At 69.4% G+C, this 19,757-nt stretch carries 17 protein-coding genes; 9 read left to right on the top strand and 8 right to left on the bottom strand.

Annotation, left to right across the window (positions count from 1 at the left end):
- Window positions 1-14 precede the first annotated feature (14 nt).
- Window positions 15-1,154 (bottom strand): epoxide hydrolase family protein, encoded by a 1,140-nt coding sequence (locus tag K0817_RS12135; RefSeq protein WP_219981777.1) that lies wholly within the window; start codon window positions 1,152-1,154, stop codon window positions 15-17.
- A gap of 65 nt (window positions 1,155-1,219) precedes the next feature.
- Between K0817_RS12135 and K0817_RS12130 the strand changes: the two genes are divergently transcribed.
- Window positions 1,220-2,173 (top strand): YafY family protein, encoded by a 954-nt coding sequence (locus tag K0817_RS12130; protein WP_219981776.1) that lies wholly within the window; start codon window positions 1,220-1,222, stop codon window positions 2,171-2,173.
- A 3-nt stretch (window positions 2,174-2,176) separates the two neighbouring features.
- On the opposite strand, the gene K0817_RS12125 is transcribed toward K0817_RS12130, so the two are convergent.
- The gene (locus K0817_RS12125; protein WP_219981775.1) at window positions 2,177-3,346 is read right to left on the bottom strand and encodes an acyltransferase family protein; all 1,170 of its coding nucleotides are present in this window, start codon (window positions 3,344-3,346) and stop codon (window positions 2,177-2,179) included.
- Window positions 3,347-3,454: 108 nt separating this feature from the next.
- On the opposite strand from K0817_RS12125, the gene K0817_RS12120 reads away from it, so the two are divergent.
- The 5 genes from K0817_RS12120 to K0817_RS12100 all read left to right on the top strand — a co-directional run bounded on the left by K0817_RS12120 (window position 3,455) and on the right by K0817_RS12100 (window position 9,320).
- The gene (locus tag K0817_RS12120; RefSeq protein ID WP_219981774.1) at window positions 3,455-4,366 is read left to right on the top strand and encodes an alpha/beta fold hydrolase; all 912 of its coding nucleotides are present in this window, start codon (window positions 3,455-3,457) and stop codon (window positions 4,364-4,366) included.
- A gap of 21 nt (window positions 4,367-4,387) precedes the next feature.
- Window positions 4,388-6,124, top strand: a complete 1,737-nt coding sequence (locus tag K0817_RS12115; RefSeq protein ID WP_219981773.1) for an alpha-glucosidase — start codon at window positions 4,388-4,390, stop codon at window positions 6,122-6,124.
- A gap of 95 nt (window positions 6,125-6,219) precedes the next feature.
- On the top strand, window positions 6,220-7,371 hold the full coding sequence (locus K0817_RS12110) for a N(5)-(carboxyethyl)ornithine synthase (protein WP_219981772.1): 1,152 nt from the start codon (window positions 6,220-6,222) through the stop codon (window positions 7,369-7,371).
- A gap of 76 nt (window positions 7,372-7,447) precedes the next feature.
- Window positions 7,448-8,647, top strand: coding sequence for an LLM class flavin-dependent oxidoreductase (locus K0817_RS12105; RefSeq protein ID WP_219981980.1), 1,200 nt, complete (start codon window positions 7,448-7,450; stop codon window positions 8,645-8,647).
- A gap of 22 nt (window positions 8,648-8,669) precedes the next feature.
- Window positions 8,670-9,320 (top strand): FMN reductase, encoded by a 651-nt coding sequence (locus K0817_RS12100; RefSeq protein WP_219981771.1) that lies wholly within the window; start codon window positions 8,670-8,672, stop codon window positions 9,318-9,320.
- 15 nt (window positions 9,321-9,335) lie between these two features.
- On the opposite strand, the gene K0817_RS12095 is transcribed toward K0817_RS12100, so the two are convergent.
- Together K0817_RS12095 and K0817_RS12090 are read right to left on the bottom strand one after the other, a co-directional pair.
- A complete protein-coding gene (locus K0817_RS12095; protein ID WP_219981979.1) occupies window positions 9,336-10,151 on the bottom strand; it encodes a DNA/RNA non-specific endonuclease in 816 nt (271 codons plus the stop codon).
- Between the two features lie 25 nt (window positions 10,152-10,176).
- Complete coding sequence (locus tag K0817_RS12090) at window positions 10,177-10,779, bottom strand: VTT domain-containing protein (RefSeq protein ID WP_219981770.1); 603 nt, start codon at window positions 10,777-10,779, stop codon at window positions 10,177-10,179.
- 100 nt (window positions 10,780-10,879) lie between these two features.
- Here K0817_RS12090 and K0817_RS12085 point away from each other — a divergent pair, with 100 nt between their 5' ends.
- A complete protein-coding gene (locus tag K0817_RS12085; RefSeq protein WP_253735351.1) occupies window positions 10,880-12,892 on the top strand; it encodes a glycosyltransferase in 2,013 nt (670 codons plus the stop codon).
- A 33-nt stretch (window positions 12,893-12,925) separates the two neighbouring features.
- Here the strand turns inward: K0817_RS12085 and K0817_RS12080 are convergent, their stop codons facing one another.
- Both K0817_RS12080 and K0817_RS12075 read right to left on the bottom strand, forming a co-directional pair.
- Window positions 12,926-13,606 (bottom strand): response regulator, encoded by a 681-nt coding sequence (locus K0817_RS12080; protein WP_219981768.1) that lies wholly within the window; start codon window positions 13,604-13,606, stop codon window positions 12,926-12,928.
- Window positions 13,603-14,865, bottom strand: coding sequence for an ATP-binding protein (locus K0817_RS12075; RefSeq protein WP_219981767.1), 1,263 nt, complete (start codon window positions 14,863-14,865; stop codon window positions 13,603-13,605). The genes K0817_RS12080 and K0817_RS12075 overlap by 4 nt, the downstream gene beginning before the upstream one ends.
- Before the next feature lie 180 nt (window positions 14,866-15,045).
- Between K0817_RS12075 and K0817_RS12070 the strand changes: the two genes are divergently transcribed.
- The gene (locus K0817_RS12070; protein WP_219981766.1) at window positions 15,046-16,497 is read left to right on the top strand and encodes a cation:dicarboxylate symporter family transporter; all 1,452 of its coding nucleotides are present in this window, start codon (window positions 15,046-15,048) and stop codon (window positions 16,495-16,497) included.
- A 68-nt stretch (window positions 16,498-16,565) separates the two neighbouring features.
- On the opposite strand, the gene K0817_RS12065 is transcribed toward K0817_RS12070, so the two are convergent.
- Both K0817_RS12065 and K0817_RS12060 read right to left on the bottom strand, forming a co-directional pair.
- The gene (locus K0817_RS12065) at window positions 16,566-16,751 is read right to left on the bottom strand and encodes a hypothetical protein (protein ID WP_219981765.1); all 186 of its coding nucleotides are present in this window, start codon (window positions 16,749-16,751) and stop codon (window positions 16,566-16,568) included.
- A 16-nt stretch (window positions 16,752-16,767) separates the two neighbouring features.
- On the bottom strand, window positions 16,768-16,950 hold the full coding sequence (locus K0817_RS12060) for a DUF5302 domain-containing protein (RefSeq protein WP_219981764.1): 183 nt from the start codon (window positions 16,948-16,950) through the stop codon (window positions 16,768-16,770).
- 329 nt (window positions 16,951-17,279) lie between these two features.
- On the opposite strand from K0817_RS12060, the gene K0817_RS12055 reads away from it, so the two are divergent.
- Window positions 17,280-19,571 (top strand): polyribonucleotide nucleotidyltransferase, encoded by a 2,292-nt coding sequence (locus K0817_RS12055; RefSeq protein ID WP_219981763.1) that lies wholly within the window; start codon window positions 17,280-17,282, stop codon window positions 19,569-19,571.
- Window positions 19,572-19,757: the final 186 nt, after the last annotated feature.

Below are 19,757 nucleotides of genomic sequence, written 5' to 3'. Positions count from 1 at the left end.
CCGCCGCCCGCCCGTCACGCTGTCGCGAAGAAGGCCCGGATGTCGCCGGCCAGCACCTCGGGAACCTCGAGGGCCGCGTAGTGGCCGCCGCGTTCGAAGCGGCTCCAGTGCACGATGTTCGAGTTGTCACGCTCGGCGAAGACCCTGATCGTCTGGAAGTCGTCGGCGAAGACGGCGACGCCGGTGCGTGCTCCGCTGACGCGGGGCTCAGCCTCGGCCAGGGCGTTCTCGCGGTACGCGCGCGACATCCCGGCCGAGGCGTTAGCGAACCATGCGATGCTCACCTCGGTGAGGATGGCGTCCAGCGGCACCAGGCTGGTGCCGTTGCCGAACGAGTTGAACAGCTCGGAGTAGGCGAGCAGGCCGACGGGTGAGTCCGAGAGACCGGCGGCGATGGTCTGGGGACGTGACGCGTTCATGGTGTTGTATCCGCCGACCGACTGGAACCACTGCATGTGCTCCAGGCCCGCGTAGTCCTGCGGCTCGAGCTTCTCGAACTCGGCGGGGTCGCCGGACGGGAAGGAGAACAGCTGCAGCACGTGCAGGCCGAGGAAGCCCTCGGGTGCGAGCAGCCCCAGCTCGCGCGCGACCATCGCGCCGTTGTCGCTGCCGTGGATGCCGTACGAGTCGTAGCCCAGACGACGCATCAGGGTGTCGTAAGCCGCGGCCACGCGCGCGGTGGTCCACCCCGATTCGACGACCGGCTGGCTGAATCCGAAGCCCGGGGCGTCCGGGATGACGACGTCGAACGCGTCCTCGGCGCGGCCGCCGTGGGCGACCGGATCGACGAGCGGCCCGATCACGTCGAGGTAGTCGGCGAAGGAACCGGGGTAGGTGTGAGCCAGCAGCAGGGGGGTCGCGTCCTCGTGCGGCGACCGGACGTGGACGAAGTGGATGGTCTGTCCCTCGATCTCGGTGGTGAACTGCGGGTGCTCGTTCATGCGGGCTTCGGCGGCGCGCCAGTCGAATCCGTCGCGCCACTGCGCGATGGCCTCGCGCAGGTACGACGTCGGCGTGCCGGAGGTCCAGTCGTCGACCGGCGCTGCCTGGGGCAGGCGGGTGCGAGCGAGCCGGGCCTGGAGGTCGTCGAGATCGGCCTGAGCGATCTCGACGCGGAAGGGACGGATGGCCGTGGAGGCGGTTGCGCTGTTCATGACACTGACGTTACGGTCGATATAGGCACGTTTCCTTCCTGATATAGAGAATGTCGAGAAATACCATGGCTGACACCTCGGCGCGGATGTTGGCGCTCCTGGGACTGCTCCAGAGTCGGGCGGACTGGACCGGCCCGGAGCTCGCCCGGCGGCTCGGCGTCTCGCCGCGGACGATCCGCAACGACGTCGATCGGCTCCGTTCGCTCGGCTACCCCGTCGATGCGACGCGGGGCCGCACGGGCTCGTACCGGCTGGGCGCCGGGGGGAAGATGCCGCCGCTTCTCCTCGAAGACGACGAGGCCGTGGCGGTCGCGATCGGACTGCGCGTCGCGCCGGGGGTGGCGGGAATCGCGGATGCCGGCGCCCGGGCGCTCGCCAAGCTGCTCCAGGTGCTCCCGCCGAGACTTCGGGCCACGGTCGATGCCGTCGCGGGGACCGTCGATCGTGCGCCGGAGAACGTCGACACCGACGCACCGGATCCGGAGGTCGACTCCCGCACGCTGAGTGCCGTCGCACAGGCCATCAGCGACGTCGAGTGGCTGCGGTTGGATTATCGCGGGCACCCCCGCCGGGTGGAACCGTACCGCGTCCTGAGCTGGCAGCGCCGCTGGTATCTCGTCGCCCGCGATCCCGATGACGGGGGATGGGAGACCTTCAGGCTGGACTGGGTGGAACCGCGCATGCCGACGCGGCGGCCCTTCTCTCCGGTTCCGATACCGGGAGGGGACTACACGGCCTTCGCGCTGCGCTCGATCGCCGCCAGCGGGTGGAAGGTGCACGCGCGCCTGCGCATCGACGCGCCCGCCGATCGTGTGGTGGCGCGGATCAACCCCACGGTGGGCGTTGTCGAAGCCGTCGACGAGGGCACGTCGGTGCTCGTGACCGGCGCTGACAGCCTCGAGACGATCGCGGCATACATCGGCATGCTCGGCATGGACTTCACCGTCGAGGAGCCGGCCGAGCTCGTTCCGCATCTCCGGCACCTCGCCGATGTGTACACGCGCGCGGCCGGGAAGTGAGCCTCAGCCGTTCTGACGCGGATCGGGCCGCGGCATCCGGGATCCCTCCCGCGGGCGCCGCGAGCCGGTGGGATCGCTCCGGTGACCTTCGCGCGAGGCCAACGTGCGATCGACGAAGAGCCACGTCGGGCGCGGTTCGATGAGCGGCCGGAAGACGCGTCGCACCGGGCGGGTGGCCAGGCCCAACGCGATGAGCACCGACAGGATGATCACCAGCGGGAGCCAGATCCAGGTCGGCTCGGCATGCCGCAGCACGCCGCTCTCGCGGAACGGATACAGCACGAACGAGTGCAGCAGGTAGACGTACATCGTGTATCTGCCGAAGTGGGTCCACCAGTGGCCGCCCCTCGGCATCAGCGCGAAGAACGCCGCCGAGAGCACGAGGGCGATCGCCATCAGTGCCAGGCGCACACCTCCCGCCCACCATTGCGTGCCGCCGATGGCTGCGTAGTTGTCGTCGTAGAAGAGCCATTCGCGCAGGTTCATGTCGCGCCAGCCGTCGACGAAGAACCACGCGGCCCACCCGGCGACGAGAAACAGTCCGAAGCCGCCCGAGACCACCCACCAGGGCCGGCGGTCCAGCAGCCGCAGACGGTCGACGACGCGGTGCTCGCGCAGCCACCACCCCAGTGCGAAGAAGGGGAGCAGGCCGAGCGTCCGCGACAGCGAGAAGGTCGAGTCGATGTTCGGGACGTAGCCGGCGCCGATCGAGACGACCAGCGTCCAGGCCAGGGGCCAGCGCAGCAGCGCCAGGTAGGGCAGGACGAGTCGGAAGATGCCCAGCGCCAGCAGGAACCACAGCGTCCATGACGGCTCGGTGAGGTTTGCAGTCGCCCGCCCCTCGACCAGCCACTTCGTCAGGGACCATAAGCCCTCGAAGATCACGTACGGCACCAGGATGTCGGTGATCACGCGGGCCATCTGCGTCTTCGTCGGCGACTCCGACTTGGAGAAGTAGCCCGAGATGATGGCGAACGCCGGCATGTGGAAGGCGTAGACCAGCAAATACAGGCCCAGCGCGATGTCGGAGTCGTATGTGAGGCGCTGCACGGCATGGCCGAGGACGACCAGGACGATGCAGGCGAACCGCGCGTTGTCCCAGAACGGCGTCCGTCGTCGTGCTCGCGGGATCGGGCCTGTGCGAGCCGCCGGCGGTGGAGCGCTCCCGGCCATCGTCACCCCCTCGCTCGGCGCAGACCAGACTAACCCCTCTCAGGAATCCGACGGCTCCGAGACCGCTGCCACGGCGGGCGGATGGCGGACGGTAGTCTCTTCGGCGCAATGACGACGATCGACGACGCGCTCGAGCGCGACCAGGCCATACCCGACCTCGACTGGCGCGTCTTTCCCGCGGGCACCGAGCGGGACGTCTTCGCTGCGCCGAGCGGTGGCCTGGCCCGCGTGCGTCTGGGCGATCCGGATGCGCCGCGGGTCGTGCTGATGCCCGGCGTTGCGGGCTCGAAGGAGGACTTCGTCCTGCTGATGCCGGTGCTCGCGGCGGCCGGATATCGCGTCGAGTCGTTCGATCTCGCGGGGCACTGGGAGTCGGTGGACGCGGGACCCGCGCATCTGCACCCACCGCGGGAGAGGTACGACTATCGCCTCTTCGTCGATGATCTCGTTGCGATCCTCGAGGACGGCATGCCGGCGCACGTACTGGGATACAGCTTCGCGGGGCTCGTCACCGAGCTCGCGCTCATCGAGCGTCCCGAGCTCTTCCGCAGCCTGACCCTGATGTCGGCACCGCCGGCAACGGGGCAGGTGTTCCGTGGCGTCAAGCACATCGGTCCCATCTCCGATATGTCGCCACATCGCGCTGCGGGGCTGATCCTGTGGGGCATCCGCTACAACCTCAACCGCACTCCGCCCGGGCGTATCGCGTTCGTCCGCGAGCGGCTGCCGGTGACCCAGCGCGCGTGCATCGACGACGTCGTCGGCCTGATGATGGCGATGCCCGACGTCGCCGAAGACGTCGCCGCCATCGACATCCCGAAGCTCATCGCCGTCGGGGAGCAGGATCTGTGGCCCCAGGCGCAGCACGACGCCTACGCCGCGCGCATCGGGGCGAGGGTCGCGACGTACCCGACCGGTCATGCGCCGTGCGAGACGGCTCCGCATCAGCTCGCGCGGGACATGCTGCGGCTGTTCGCCGAGGCGCGCCGGCCCCGGGCGGACGAGGCGGCGGCGGAGTAGGGTGTCGGGATGCGATCGGCCATGAGTCCGAACGACCCGCCCGCATGGTGGACCGGTGCGGTCGTCTACCAGATCTATCCGCGCTCGTTTCAGGACTCCGACGGTGACGGCGTCGGAGACCTGCCGGGCGTGCTGCAGCGCATCGACCACCTCGTCGAATTGGGCGTGGACGTGGTGTGGTTCTCGCCCATCTACCGCAGCCCGCAGGATGACAACGGCTACGACATCAGCGACTACCGCGACGTCGATCCGATCTTCGGGACTCTCGCCGATCTCGATCACGTCGTCGCCGCGCTGCACGAGCGCGACATCAAGGTGGTGATGGACCTCGTCGTGAATCACACCAGCGACGAGCATCCCTGGTTCATCGAGTCCCGCTCGTCCAAGGACAGCCCCAAGCGCGACTGGTACTGGTGGCGACCCCCGCGGGAGGGGATGGAACCCGGCACCCCCGGCGCGGAGTCGACGAACTGGGGCTCGTACTTCTCCGGCCCCGCGTGGGAGTTCGACGAGGCGACGGGTGAGTACTACCTCCATCTCTTCAGCCGGAAGCAACCGGACCTCAACTGGGAGAACCCGGCGGTGCGCGCGGCGATCTACGACATGATGCGCTGGTGGCTCGACCGGGGCATCGACGGCTTCCGCATGGATGTGATCAACCTCATCTCCAAGACGGTCGGCGACGACGGCTCGCTCGCGGACGGCGTCGGCGACGGGCTCTACGGCGACAACCGTGCGCACACCGTCAACGGGCCGCGCCTGCACGAGTTCCTCCACGAGATGCACCACGAGGTCTTCGCCGGTCGCCGCGACGCCCTGCTGCTGGTCGGCGAGACGCCGGGTGCGACGGTCGAGGACGCCCAGCTGTTCACCGACCCTGCCCGCCAAGAGCTCGACATGGTGTTCACGTTCGAGCACATGCACCTCGACCACGGCCCCGGCGGCCGGTTCGATCTGCGACCGCTCGACCTGCGAGTGCTCAAGGCGACGATGACGCGGTGGCAGGCCGGGCTCTTCGGCGTGGGCTGGAACGCGCTCTACTGGTGCAATCACGATCAGCCGCGCATCGTGTCGCGGTTCGGCGACGACGGCGCCTACCGCCGGGAGTCCGCCACGATGCTCGCCACCGTGCTGCACCTTCACCGCGGCACACCGTACATCTACCAGGGCGAAGAACTCGGCATGACCGACGCGCACTTCGACGAGCTCGCCGACTACCGCGACATCGAGTCGATCCGCTACGCCGCCGAGGCCCACGCACACGGACGGATGACCGACGCGCAGCTGGTCGAGGCTCTCGCCTCGGGAAGCCGCGACAACGCGCGCACGCCCGTGCAGTGGGATGCCGGGCCCTCCGCTGGTTTCACGTCAGGGGAACCATGGATCGGGGTGAACCCCAACCACGTGACCGCCAATGCCGATGCGGAGCGCGCAGACCCGGCATCCGTCTTCCACCACTACCGCCGGCTCATCCGCCTGCGCCACGAGGACCCCGTGGTGCGGTTGGGCGACTTCGCCCTCGTCGAGCACGAGCACCCGCACGTGTACGCCTTCACGCGCTCGGGCGAGGGGCCGTCGCTCTTCGTGGCGGGCAATTTCTCGGCCGACGTGCAGCGGGTCGGCATCACCGGACTGAACCCAGGGCGGGCAGAGCTCGTGCTGGGCAACTACGCCGATCCTCCGGTCATCGAGGGCGGCACCCTGTCGCTGCGGCCGTGGGAGGCCGTCGTGCTGCGCGCGGCCTCGGGCGGCGCCTGACCGAGTGACGCCGACCAGCGGAGGAAGGCGCCCATGCCGGGTGTAGCGTCAGGAGCCCGGGGACTCTCCTGCCCTGCGCACGGAACGAGGCCACCATGACCGCTGCTGCACCGATCCTCGGCGTCATCGGAACGTCGCGCAAACCCGATGAAAGACGGGTTCCGATCCACCCCGGCCACTTCGAGCGCCTCCCGCATGACCTAGGTGAGCGGATCATCGTCGAAGAGACATACGGCGAGCGATTCGGCGTCCCGGACGACGAGATCCGCCCGTTCGTGGGCCGCCTCGCCTCCCGTCAGGAGGTGATCGCGGCATCCGACATCGTGCTCCTGCCCAAGCCGCAAGCGGAGGATCTGCAGGACCTGCAGGACGGCCAGGTGCTGTGGGGCTGGCCCCACCTCGTGCAGGACGAGCGGATGACGCAGCTGGCGATCGACAAGCGGCTCACGGTCATCGCCTTCGAGGCTATGAACCATTGGGGCGGCGACGGCACCTTCGGGCTGCATGTGTTCCATATGAACAATGAGCTCGCAGGCTATTGCTCGGTGCTGCACGCGCTGCAGCTGTGTGGTTCGACGGGCGACTACGGCCGACGCGTCTCGGCGGTCGTCATCGGGTTCGGCGCGACCGCTCGCGGGGCCGTCACCGCGCTCCGTGCGCACGGCGTCCACGACGTCCGCGTACTGACCAATCGGCGGGCGGCGTCGGTGGCCTCGCCCATCCACGCCGCGCACATCATCCAGTTCGACCATGACGACGAGCCCTACCTCAGCGAAGTCATCACGGATGAGGGCCGCGTGCCGCTCGCACCGTTCCTCGCCGAGAGCGACATCGTCGTCAACTGCACGCTGCAAGACCCCAACCGCCCGCTCCTCTATCTTCGCGAGAGCGATCTGGGGGCGTTCCGCACCGGGAGCCTGATCGTCGACGTCTCGTGCGACGAGGGGATGGGGTTCGAGTGGGCCCGGCCGACATCCTTCGCGGCCCCGATGTTCACCGTGGGCGAGACCATCAACTACTACGGGGTGGACCACAGCCCGTCGTTCCTGTGGAACTCGGCCAGCTGGGAGATCAGCGAGGCCCTGCAGTCGTTCATCCCCATCGTGATGGGCGGGCCGGCCGCGTGGGCCGGCAATGAGACGATCCGCCGCGCGACGGAGATATCCGACGGTCGCGTGCTGAACCCGGCGATCCTCGAGTTCCAGGGACGCGATTCGGCCTTTCCGCACGTGATCGGAATATCCTGACGACAGCCGCGTTGCATAAGTTACATTCACATGCATGGAAACGCGAGGAGCGATCGTGAACGACATCACACCTCAGATGCAGTTCGGCATCTTCTCGGTGAGCGACATCACTGAGGACCCCACCACCGGCACCACACCGAGCGAGGCGGACAAGATCCGCGCCGCTGTGACCGTGGCCAAGCACGCCGAGGAGGTCGGGCTCGACGTCTTCGCCCTCGGCGAGCACCACAATCCGCCGTTCTGGTCGTCCTCGCCCACCACGACCCTCGCCTACATCGCCGCGCAGACCGAGCGCCTGATCGTGTCGACGGCGACCACGCTCATCACCACGAACGACCCGGTGAAGATCGCCGAGGACTACGCGATGCTGCAGCACCTGTCGGGCGGCCGCGCCGACCTGATGCTCGGCCGCGGCAACACCGGGCCCGTCTATCCGTGGTTCGGCAAGGACATCCGTCAGGGACTGCCTCTCGCGATCGAGAGCTACAACCTGCTGCACCGACTGTGGCGCGAGGATGTCGTGGACTGGGAGGGAAAGTTCCGCACGCCGCTGCAGGGCTTCACCTCCACGCCACGGCCGCTCGACGGCGTCGCGCCCTTCGTGTGGCACGGTTCCATCCGCACGCCCGAGATCGCCGAGCAGGCCGCGTACTACGGCGACGGCTTCTTCGCGAACAACATCTTCTGGCCCAGGGAGCACTACCAGCGACTGGTCACCCTGTACCGTCAGCGCTTCGCCCACTACGGCCACGGCACGCCCGAGCAGGCGATCGTCGGTCTCGGCGGCCAGGTCTTCATGAGCGCGAACTCGCAGGACGCGGTGCGCGAGTTCCGCCCCTACTTCGACAACGCGCCGGTCTACGGCCATGGGCCATCGCTCGAGGACTTCAGCGAGATGACACCCCTGACCGTCGGTTCGCCCCAGCAGGTGATCGACCGGTACGCGGCGATGCGCGAGACGTACGGCGACTACCAGCGCCAGCTCTTCCTGATCGATCACGCGGGACTGCCGCTGAAGACCGTGCTCGAGCAGCTCGACATCCTGGGCGGCGAGGTGGTTCCGGTGCTGCGCAGGGAGCTTCAGAAGAACCGCCCGGCTGAGGTGCCGGATGCCCCGACCCACGCCGGTCTCGTGAAAGCGGCGTACGGCGACCAGGCGCCGCGCCAGGCCGTTCCCGGTGCCAACCGAGGCGACAATCTCGTCGGAGAGAGCCCGTACCAAGACGCCCCCGCCAAGGCCGGTGCCGCGTTCGGCCTCGGATCATCCGGTCGTTGATCCGGTCAAGGGAGACGAAGCCATGACTTCCGCACCACGCCGCATCGCCGTGATCTCGGCGGGCCTGTCCAATCCGTCATCGACCCGAATGCTGGCCGATCGCCTCGCAGCCGCGACAGCGAAGGACCTCTCCGGGCGCGACGTCCCGGTGGAGGTCGACGTGTTCGAGCTGCGCGATTACGCGCATGACGTCACGAACAACCTGCTCACCGGCTTCGCGCCGCCCGCACTCGAGTCGATGATCAATGCGGTCGTGTCGGCGGATGCCGTGATCGCGGTGACGCCCATCTTCTCGACGAGCTACTCGGGGCTGTTCAAGTCCTTCATCGACGTGCTCGACCCGGATGCCCTCACCGGCAAGCCCGTCCTGATCGGGGCGAATGCGGGCACGGCCCGGCATTCGCTCGCGATCGACTACGCGATCCGTCCGCTGTTCGCCTACCTGCACGCCGAACCCGTCGCCACGGGCGTCTTCGCGGCGTCCAGCGACTGGGGCGCCGCGGCCGACCAGGTCGCTCCGCTGGGCGAACGGATCGAGCGCGGAGCCCGTGAGCTCGCCGAAGCGATCACCCGGCGGCAGCCCGTCGAGGACGTCGACCCCTACGACCCCGCGAACTACCTCGGCGATGGCCGGTCGTTCGGACATCTGCTCGGCGGCCTCGCGGGGGAGTAGCCCTGGCCAGGCGGATCAGCGCAACCGCACGTCCTCCGGCGTGAGGAGGTGCCGCCAGCCGCCCTCGCCGCGCACGGCCGGCGCGGCGAGCACATCGGCGTCCACGAGCGGACCGAGCTCCACACCCGCGAGGTCGGCGAGCTCGGCGATGGGCGCCTGGAACGTGCGGAAGGAGCCCAGCCTCGGCACGACGAACGCCCCTTGCCGCACGTCGAGGAGCTCGGACTGATCCAGGACGAATCCCGCGGCTTCGAGGCGCGGCATCCCGTACTCCGTCGCGGCCGCCCACGCGGCGACCTTGAAGAAGCGACGAGGGATCGCCACGCCGCGATAGATCGGATCGCCGCTCGCGAGCACCGGCGCCGTGAAGACGCTTACTCGTTGCGCGGTCGCGCCGGCGTACTGCAGCACGTGGTCCTCGAGGCCCAGCCACAGGTCCTTCGACTGGTTGAAGGCAGCCGCCTGCGGCGCCGCGTTCGTGTAGAAGAACGTCGCCTCGGTGGCCTCCCGGGCCTCGGCGGCCTCGCCCCAGCCGGGGTCGCGGCGGCGCACCAGATGGCCGCGATCGAGGTCGTTCCCGGCGTAGAGCTCGGGCCCGGCCTGCTCGTCTGCGGGCACCCGCGGGTCGAGGCGCCACTCGCCGCTGCGTGACACGTCCCGCAGCGCGGCCCCGTCGATGTTCACGGCAGTGACCGCGGCAAGCCGCCGTGACGGGTCGAGCAGCACCGTGAACCGCGAGTACGGCAGTTCGCGCAACGGGCGCTCCTCGGCGGGTCCGGGAAGGGGGATCGGGATGCCGAGGAAGCCGTCGTCGTATCCGGCCGAAGTCATGTGCGCCACCCGTCCATACTCGTCGTCACTTCTCACCCCGCCGCATGCGCAGGCGGCGCGCCAGCACGGCGTCCACGGTGAGTCCGATCCCCACCGCGAGGGCGACCGACACGATTACGGCCACCACCGGACCACCGGGGACGATCGCCGCCACGGCGGCCCCGATGAAGGCCTGGTAGAGGGCCCACGCGAACGCCGCGAGGGCGGCCACCGCGAGGTACCGCGGCGCACGGATCCGTGTCGCGCCCGCCGTCAGGTTGACCGCGAGTCGTGCGAACGGGATGAACCGCGCGGTGAACAGCACCAGAGCTGCGCGGCGCTCGAGCCGCGCCTGCGCCCACGCGAAGGCCGACTGCACGCGCGCCGCCCGCATCCATCGCCACCGCTGCAGGCCGACTGTGCGGCCCACCAGATAGCAGGCGGCGTCGCCGAGGACGGCGGCCACAGTGGCGACGGCGATCACCCAGGCCAGTGCCGGTTCGCCGCCCGACACGGCGAGCGCCCCGAACGCGGTGACGGCGGCCTCGCCCGGCACGATGACGAGGAACGCGTCTCCGAGCACGAGCACGAACAGCAGGGGGAGTGCCCAAGGGCTCTGCGCCGTCTGGGTCAGCAGCTCCTCGATCACGACTCCTTCCTACTGCCCCCGGGTGAACGGGGACGGAACGGAGCCTCGGCGGTGACCGGGAGGGGTGCATCCGGTGAACTCTCGTCGCAGGCGTCGTTTCGTGGCATCCGCACTCCTCGCGGCGGGTCACGCTGGTCGCGTGAGAGTCGCACTGCTCGCCGAATCGTTCCTGCCCCACATGAACGGGGTGACAGGATCGGTGCTCCATGTCCTGCGCCACCTGGCCGCCCAGGGCCACGAGACGCTGGTGATCGCTCCCCGCGCGGGCGAGTTCACTGCCGACCTGCACGGCGCGCGCACCGAGCTGCTGCGTTCCGTGCCGCTGCCCTCGTATCCCGACGTGCGTGTCGTGTTCGCCCGGGCAGCCCGGCTCACGGCGATCCTCCGCGAGTTCCGGCCCGACGTCGTCCACCTCGCCTCTCCCTTCGTGCTCGGCTGGCAGGGCCTGGCCGCAGCCGACGCGCTGCGGATTCCCGCGGTGGCCGTGTACCAGACCGACGTCATCGCGTACGCGGAGAAATACGGGATGCCGCAGGCATCTGCCCTCGTCGGAAGGCATGTGGCGCGCCTGCACCGCCGCGCCACCCTCACACTGGCGCCCTCCACGGCATCGCTGCGGCAGCTGGAAGGACTCGGCGTCGACCGGCTGCGCCGATGGGGACGCGGCGTCGACACCGAGCGATTCGGACCGGAGCGGCGCAGTGAGACCTGGCGCGCCCGCGTCGCACCGGGCCGGACCGTCATCGGCTACATGGGGCGCCTCGCCCCCGAGAAGCAGGTCGCAGACCTCGCCGCGCTGGCGGGGATCGCGGGCACGCGTCTCGTGGTCGTCGGCGACGGTCCGGCCAGGCCCGGCCTCGAGGCGGCACTGCCCGACGCCGTCTTCACCGGTCACCTGTCCGGCGCCGCCCTGGCCGAGGCGCTGGCGAGCTTCGATGTCTTCGTGCATCCGGGCGAGAGCGAGACCTTCGGCCAGACGATCCAGGAAGCGCTCGCCAGCGGCGTGCCGGTGGTCGCGACCGGTGTGGGCGGACCGCTCGACCTGGTGCGGTCGAGCGTCGACGGCTGGCTCTATCGCCCGGGCGACCTGCACGACTTGCGCGCGCGGGTGGCTGATCTCGCCGGCGACGACGGCAAGCGCCGCGCATTCGGCGCCGCGGCACGCGACTCCGTTCGCGACCGCACGTGGGACGCGGTGTGCCGTCGCCTGGTGGAGCACTACGAGGAGGCCCGGATGCTGCGGCCCATCGACGACGCGCTGGTGCAGCGGGGCGCGACCCGGCCGGCGATGCCGGCGATCGCCACCGGCCAGCTGCGCCGGTGGGGGCGGTACGTCGCGCTCGGCGACTCGCTGACCGAGGGCCTGTGCGATGCGTCGCGCATGCCGTCGGGTCAGTACCGCGGCTGGGCCGATCGCCTGGCACAGCTGCTGGCACATGCCCGCGACGACCGCGAGCCGTTCCGGTACGCGAACCTCGCGGTGCGCAGTCGCCGCGTCGAGCATGTGCTGCACGAGCAGCTGCCCCGCGCGCTGGCGCTGCGGCCGGATCTCGTGTCGGTGCTGATCGGTGCCAACGACCTCGTCGGCCGGCGGGCGGATCCGGTACGTCTCGCGGCCTCTCTCGAGCAGGGGATCCGCTTGCTCCGCGCCGCCGGTATCGACGTCCTGCTCGTGACGCCGTTCCTCCCGCGCCGCCGCGCGGCACGCATCTTCGCGCGCCGGTTCGCCGTCTATGCGTCCGAACTGCGACGGATCGCCGCCACGACAGGTGCGATCCTGCTGGACCTCGACGCCCTGCCGGCGATCGGCGACCTCGACCTCTGGGCCGACGACAAGGTGCATCTGCGCTCCGGGGGCCACCGGTTCCTGGCGTACCGGGCGGCCGAGGCCCTCGGAGTACCCGACGCCGAGGCGCTGGCCGGACTGGACGCCGCGCTGCACGCCGACGACGACCCGGCAGCGGCGGGCTCGTGGCTGAGACGTGACGCGCTGCCGTGGGTCTGGCGGCGGCTGCGCGGACGCACGGCCGGGGACGGGGTGCTGCCCAAACACGACGACTACTCCGAGATCGGTGGCCGCGGCGACGTCCGCGAACGCTCGTCGGTCACGTGAGGCCGATGGCGCGGTCCGCTCGGAGGGCAGGGTTCAGTCCGGCTTCCAGCGATACTCCGATTCCGGGCGCCCACCCGTCCCGTAGCGGGGGGAGCGGATGACGCGGCGCGCCGTGGTGAGATGCTCGAGGTAGCGACGGACGGCGACCCGGGACATCCCGAGTCGCTGTGCCGCCTCGCCGGCTGACACGGGGCCGTGGCGGCGAACATCATCGGAGACCAGCACGAGCGTCTCGGACGAGAGGCCCTTCGGCAGCCGGACGGCGCCGGCTGGCCGCAGAGCTCCCAGCATCGCGTCGATCTCCGCCTGCGTCGGCGCTCCCGCGGACTCGTGTGCGCGGCGGCTGAACTCGCGGTACTGCTCCAGTCGCTCGCGGAAGACCGCGAAGGTGAAGGGCTTCACGAGGTACTGGGCGACGCCGAGAGCCACCATGCCGCGCACCACGTCGGCATCGCGCACGCCGGTGATGGCCATCACGTCGACGGTCGCTCCCCGCGCGCGCACATGCCGCAGCACGTCCACGCCGGTGCCGTCGGGCATCGTGACGTCGAGCAGAACGAGGTCGATGCGGTCGGCGCCGGCGAGCACCGCCTGGATCGCGGCGCGAGCCCCCGTGCACTCACCTGCCACCTCGAATCCCTCGAGCCGCTCGAGATAGCTGTGGTGCAGCTCGAGCGTGAGCGGATCGTCGTCGACCAACAGGACCCGGATCACGGATGCCTCGACGGCAGTGTCAGGACGAACGTCGTGGGATCCTCGCGCAGGTCGATCGCTCCGCCTGTATCCGTCACGATCGACCGCACCAGCGCCAGTCCCACGCCGCGCCCCTCTGCGCCGGTCGGCTTGGTCGAGAAGCCGCGCTCCCAGATCCGGTCGCGGATGTCATCGGCCACCCCCTCGCCGCTGTCGGCCACCTCGACACGCAACGCGGAAGAGTCCGGCACGGCCGCGAACACGACGCGCACCCAGCGCGGCGGCTCGCCGGCGGCTGCGGCATCCATGGCGTTGTCGATGAGGTTGCCGACGACCGAGACGGCGTCCATCGGCGGGAGCGAGCTACGTGGTGCGGCCGGATCGATCTCGGCCGACCACTCGATCCCGCGCTCGCGCGCCTGGGCGGCTTTGCCGAGCAGCAGCGCACCGACGGTGGGGTCGCCGTCACGGCGGGCCGCGACCTGATCGACCAGCGCCTGGCTCTGCCGAGACGTCTCGGTGAGGATCTCGATCGCCTCGGCCGTGCGGCCGAGCTCGAGAAGAGAGACGGCCGTGTGCACACGGTTGCCGTGCTCGTGGGTCTGAGCGCGCAGTGCCTCGCCCAGCGTGCGCACCGACTCGTAGGAGGCGACAGCATCGCGGATGGAGCCGGCCGGCAGATCGCCGGCCACCCGGCGCGTGGTCCGCCGGGCGAGCAGCGCCCCGACGACGCCCGCTCCGAGCAGGGTCAGGGCGAGCGAGACGATGAAGGGCAGCCGCAGGAGCAGCTGCGACGAGATGCTGCCGAGGGTCACCCCCACCGACACCCAGCCGACGACGCGGCCGTCGTCGCGCACGGGCGCGATGGTGCGGACCGAGGGGCCGAGGGTGCCGGTGAACTCCTCGGTGAGCACGGCCGGCGTCGCGGGGATCGTGCCGAGGTACTGCCTGCCGATCTCGGACGGCGAGCGGTGGGTGACGCGCACGCCCTCGGGGGTCATGATCGTCACGAAGTCCAGCGCGGTGACCGCCATCACTTCTGCCGCGACCGGCTGCAGCTGCCGCGACGCATCCGGGTCCCCGAGCGCCATGGCCACCCCCGGCAGTGCCGCCAGCGACGTGGCGACGGCACGCGTCACCTCTTCGGCCTCGGAGCGCTCCGAACGCTGGGCGTCGAGGACGAGCACGGTCGAGAGCACCGCCACCAGCAGCAGGACCGATGCGGCGACCACGACGAACACGCGCGACGCCGCGCTGGCCGGGCTCGTCCGCATCGACATGGCTCTCCTCGCTGATGGCCGTTGAGTCCATCCTCGACCCTCACGGCCGCGCGCGAACCCTCCCGCGTGCGACCAATACGACCACAAGTCGGCCATCGCGGCGCTTCGGCGGACGCTGTCATCACGTCGCACCCGCCGGTGCGATCCGAACAACGACTGTTCACCCCTTAGGAGGCGAAGATGGCTCTTTCGACCCGGACGACTTCGTTCACACTTCCCGGCTTCAACTTCCGGCGCGGCAAGCGCGCATGGGACAAGCACACGTGGCTGTACCTGTCGGTGATCGCCGCTGTCGTGCTCGGCGCGGCCGTCGGCCTGATCTGGCCGGACCTCGGCGTCGCCCTCAAGCCGCTGGGCGAGGGGTTCGTCGCATTGATCAAGATGATGATCGCCCCGATCATCTTCTGCACGATCGTGGTCGGCGTCGGGTCGATCGCCAAGGCAGCCACCGTCGGCAAGATCGGCGGACTGGCCCTGCTGTACTTCATGGTCATGTCGACCTTCGCTTTGGCCATCGGCCTGTTCGTCGGCAACCTGCTCCACCCCGGCGAAGGACTGGACATGGCCGGTTCGACCTACGAGTCGGCGGCGGAGGCGCAGACCACCCAGGAGTTCATCCTCGGAATCATCCCGACGACCTTCTTCTCCGCCTTCACCGGCGAGAGCGTGCTGCAGGTGCTCTTCATCGCGCTTCTGGTCGGGTTCGCGCTCCAGCAGATGGGCGACCGCGGCGTACCTGTCATGAACGCCGTCAAGCAGCTCCAGGCGCTGGTCTTCCGCATCCTCGGAATGATCCTGTGGCTGGCTCCCCTCGGCGCGTTCGGCGCCATCGCGGCCGTCGTGGGCAACACCGGGATCGCCGCGATCTGGGCGCTGGGCACCCTGATGATCGCGTTCTACGTAACGTGCCTGATCTTCATCGTCGGCGTGCTCGGCACCCTGCTGTGGGCAGTGACGCGCATCAACCTCTTCAGCCTCGTGAAGTACCTGGCACGCGAGTATCTGCTGATCGTCGGCACGTCGTCGTCCGAGTCGGCGCTGCCCCGCCTCATCGCCAAGATGGAGCATCTCGGTGTGTCGAAGCCTGTCGTCGGCATCACCGTCCCCACCGGCTACTCGTTCAACCTCGACGGAACGGCGATCTACCTCACGATGGCCTCGCTGTTCATCGCGAGCGGCATGGGCGCACCGATGTCGATCGGCGAGCAGATCGGGCTCCTGGTGTTCATGATCGTGGCGTCGAAGGGGGCGGCCGGTGTGACGGGGGCGGGACTGGCCACGCTCGCCGGGGGCCTGCAGGCGTACCGCCCCGACCTCGTGGACGGCGTCGGGGTCATCGTGGGCATCGACCGGTTCATGTCGGAAGGCCGGGCCATCACGAACTTCACGGGCAACGCCGTGGCCACCGTGCTGATCGGCTCGTGGACGAGGGAGCTCGACGCCCCGCGTGCTCGGCGGGTGCTGGCAGGGGCTCTGCCCTTCGATGAGACGACTCTCGCCGGCGACGACCACGACGGCATGTCGAACGCGCCGGACGCGGTCGGCGTGCAGGGTCTCGAGGATGCCGCGATCGCCGAGGCCCAGGCCAAGGAGCTGCGCGCGCGCGAGCGCGAGAGCCTGCTCAGCCGCTGAGACGCCGCGAGGCCCCGTCCGCTGGAGCGGACGGGGCCTCGCGATCGTCTCGGATCCGGTGGTGGTCGTCAGCTCCCCGGGTCGATCTCGCCTGCTTCGATGGCTGCCTCACGCTCGTGCTCGGTCAGCTCGTCGGTCTCGTCCTCGACGGATTCCATCGGATCCAGCGTCGGGGGCGGTGTCTCCAGTTCGACCTCGTCGTCGAGAGGCACTTCGCGCTCGTCGTCCGGGATTCGCTCCCTGAAATCGCTCATGGCCCCGCCCGCCTTCCTACCCGCTCTTGCGCCGGAACTCGCGCTTCGTGACAGCGCCGTGGGTCCCGTGGATCCCCGAGTCGGCGTCCAGGTGCGCCTCGCCTTCTCGGTGATGCGCGTTCTTCTTGTCGAGGGCTTCTTTGAATTTGCGCTTCATCTCGTCGGATGCCGCGCTCGCCGGCTTGTCGTCGGTGCTCATGCTTCAACCCTAGGCGGGGCATCCGACTGTCGCCAGGGATGCCGGGATTCGCGCGCCCGCTGATAAGCTGGGTCGGGTTGCCCTGTGGGCAACCGCTCAATTCCATATGAGCACTGTGCTTTATATGGGCACTGTGGAGCAGGCCGGCAGCTAGCTGGTCCCCTGTGGTGGATTCCTCGATGCCGACGCGGCGGGTGGTCTTCTACTGGTGACCAGCGCTGGCGAACCCCGCGGATATGCCGCGCGCCGACATCTGCCTGTTCCTGCTCCTTCGCACAAGCTCGTGCGCGAAACGCGCGTGCGAGCCTAAACAAAGAAGGAGAGACCTCTTGGAAGGTCCTGAAATCACCGCCGCCGAAGCCGTCCTCGACAACGGACGCTTCGGCACCCGCACCGTTCGGTTCGAGACCGGGCGACTCGCGCAGCAGGCACAGGGTGCCGTCGCCGCGTACCTCGACGAGGAGACGATGCTCCTCTCGGCCACCAGCGCCGGAAAGCACCCGCGCGAAGGCTTCGACTTCTTCCCGCTGACCGTCGACGTCGAAGAGCGCTCGTACGCCGCGGGCAAGATCCCCGGCTCGTTCTTCCGTCGTGAGGGTCGTCCCTCGACCGAGGCGATCCTCGTCTGCCGTCTCATCGACCGCCCGCTGCGTCCGTCGTTCGTCGAGGGCCTCCGCAACGAGGTGCAGATCGTCGTGACGGTCCTCTCGATCGCGCCCGGCGAGTTCTACGACGCTCTCGCCATCAACGCGGCGTCGCTGTCGACCCAGATCTCGGGCCTGCCGTTCTCCGGCCCGATCGCCGGCGTCCGCCTGGCGCTCATCCCCGGCCACGGCGACAACGCCGACCAGTGGATCGCGTTCCCGACGGTCACCCAGCTCGAGGAGGCCGTCTTCGACCTCATCGTGGCTGGCCGCGTCATCACCGACGCCGACGGCAACGAGGATGTCGCGATCATGATGGTCGAGGCGGAGGCCACCGAAGGCTCGTGGAACCTCATCAAGGGCGGCGCCACCAAGCCCAACGAGCAGGTCGTGGCCGAGGGTCTCGAGGCGTCGAAGCCGTTCATCAAGCAGCTCGTGAAGGCGCAGAGCGAGGTGGCGAACACCTCGGCGAAGGAGATCAAGGAGTTCCCGGTCTTCCTGCCCTACAGCCAGGAGACGTACGACTTCGTGGCGCACCGCGCGTACGACAAGCTCGTCCCGATCTACCAGATCGCCGACAAGCAGGAGCGTCAGAACGCCGACGACGAGCTGAAGGATGCCGTCAGGGCCGAGCTGCTCGCAGCCGTCGAGTCGGGTGAGCTGCAGGCCGTCGCGACGCTGGAGTTCTCAGCGGCGTACAAGTCGGTCACGAAGACGATCGTGCGCAGCCGCATCCTCGCCGAGGGCGTCCGCATGGACGGGCGCGGCCTCGCCGACATCCGACCGCTGGATGCCGAGGTGCAGGTCATCCCGCGCGTCCATGGTTCGGCGATCTTCCAACGTGGCGAGACCCAGATCCTGGGTGTCACGACGCTCAACATGCTCAAGATGGAGCAGCAGATCGACTCGCTGTCGCCCGTCACGCACAAGCGCTACATGCACCACTACAACTTCCCGCCCTACTCGACCGGTGAGACCGGCCGTGTGGGCAGCCCCAAGCGTCGCGAGATCGGGCACGGCTTCCTGGCCGAGCGCGCCCTCGTACCGGTGCTGCCCAGCCGCGAGGAGTTCCCCTACGCGATCCGTCAGGTGTCCGAGGCTCTCGGCTCCAACGGCTCGACGTCGATGGGTTCGGTGTGCGCGTCCACTCTGTCGCTGCTGAACGCCGGTGTGCCGCTGCGCGCGCCGGTCGCGGGCATCGCGATGGGCCTGGTGACGGACGAGGTCGACGGTCAGACCCGCTACGCCGCGCTGACCGACATCCTCGGGGCCGAGGACGCCCTGGGCGACATGGACTTCAAGGTCGCCGGCACGAGTGAGTTCGTCACCGCCATCCAGCTCGACACCAAGCTCGACGGCATCCCGTCGTCGGTGCTCACCGCCGCGCTGCAGCAGGCTCACGAGGCGCGTCTCACGATCCTCGGCGTGCTGAACGCTGCGATCGACGGTCCTGACGAGATGGCGCCGACCGCTCCGCGCGTGATCAGCGTGCAGATCCCGGTCGACAAGATCGGCGAGCTGATCGGCCCCAAGGGCAAGACGATCAACGCGATCCAGGACGAGACCGGCGCGCAGATCTCCATCGAGGAGGACGGCACCGTCTACATCGGCGCGGTCGATGGTCCGTCGGCCGAGGCTGCCCGCGCACAGGTGAACGCGATCGCCAACCCCACCAACCCGGAGGTCGGCGAGCAGTTCCTCGGCACCGTGGTGAAGATCGCGACGTTCGGCGCGTTCGTCTCGCTGCTGCCGGGCAAGGACGGGCTCCTGCACGTGACCGAGGTCCGCAAGCTGGCCGGCGGCAAGCGCGTCGAGAACGTCGACGATGTGCTGTCGGTCGGGCAGAAGCTGCTGGTCAAGATCACCAAGATCGACGACCGCGGCAAGCTGTCGCTCGAGCCGGTGCTCGAGGAGTCTGCCGACCAGGAGGGCCGCGATGCGGCAACCCCCGCTCCGGAGGCTCCCGCAGAGGTCTGACAATCCCACGGGGCCGACCAGGCCTGGCTGTCCGGATGCCCGTCCCTCCCTCGCGGAGGGGCGGGCATCCGTCGTTCGCGTTCGTCGCCACTCGTCCGCCCCAGCGGGGACGAACGCACCTGCGACGCCCGGGTCGTGATGAAAGCGTTATGTAATGTTTATCGACAGTTCGCCTGCTTGGGCGGT

The organism is Microbacterium sp. HD4P20 (assembly GCF_019449275.2).
In the GTDB taxonomy this organism is placed as follows: domain Bacteria; phylum Actinomycetota; class Actinomycetes; order Actinomycetales; family Microbacteriaceae; genus Microbacterium.
Note: the sequence above shows the minus strand (reverse complement) of the source record. Positions and strands in the feature narration are given on the sequence as shown.

What these genes read in the sequence shown, in the direction of transcription:
- K0817_RS12130 (WP_219981776.1), top strand. Translation starts at nt 1,220, where the DNA reads ATGGCTGACACCTCGGCGCGGATGTTGGCGCTCCTGGGACTGCTCCAG.
- K0817_RS12060 (WP_219981764.1), bottom strand. Translation starts at nt 16,950, where the DNA reads ATGAGCACCGACGACAAGCCGGCGAGCGCGGCATCCGACGAGATGAAG.
- K0817_RS12065 (WP_219981765.1), bottom strand. Translation starts at nt 16,751, where the DNA reads ATGAGCGATTTCAGGGAGCGAATCCCGGACGACGAGCGCGAAGTGCCT.
- K0817_RS12110 (WP_219981772.1), top strand. Translation starts at nt 6,220, where the DNA reads ATGACCGCTGCTGCACCGATCCTCGGCGTCATCGGAACGTCGCGCAAA.
- K0817_RS12135 (WP_219981777.1), bottom strand. Translation starts at nt 1,154, where the DNA reads ATGAACAGCGCAACCGCCTCCACGGCCATCCGTCCCTTCCGCGTCGAG.
- K0817_RS12070 (WP_219981766.1), top strand. Translation starts at nt 15,046, where the DNA reads ATGGCTCTTTCGACCCGGACGACTTCGTTCACACTTCCCGGCTTCAAC.
- K0817_RS12125 (WP_219981775.1), bottom strand. Translation starts at nt 3,346, where the DNA reads ATGGCCGGGAGCGCTCCACCGCCGGCGGCTCGCACAGGCCCGATCCCG.
- K0817_RS12100 (WP_219981771.1), top strand. Translation starts at nt 8,670, where the DNA reads ATGACTTCCGCACCACGCCGCATCGCCGTGATCTCGGCGGGCCTGTCC.
- K0817_RS12105 (WP_219981980.1), top strand. Translation starts at nt 7,448, where the DNA reads ATGCAGTTCGGCATCTTCTCGGTGAGCGACATCACTGAGGACCCCACC.
- K0817_RS12120 (WP_219981774.1), top strand. Translation starts at nt 3,455, where the DNA reads ATGACGACGATCGACGACGCGCTCGAGCGCGACCAGGCCATACCCGAC.
- K0817_RS12115 (WP_219981773.1), top strand. Translation starts at nt 4,388, where the DNA reads ATGAGTCCGAACGACCCGCCCGCATGGTGGACCGGTGCGGTCGTCTAC.
- K0817_RS12095 (WP_219981979.1), bottom strand. Translation starts at nt 10,151, where the DNA reads ATGACTTCGGCCGGATACGACGACGGCTTCCTCGGCATCCCGATCCCC.
- K0817_RS12075 (WP_219981767.1), bottom strand. Translation starts at nt 14,865, where the DNA reads ATGTCGATGCGGACGAGCCCGGCCAGCGCGGCGTCGCGCGTGTTCGTC.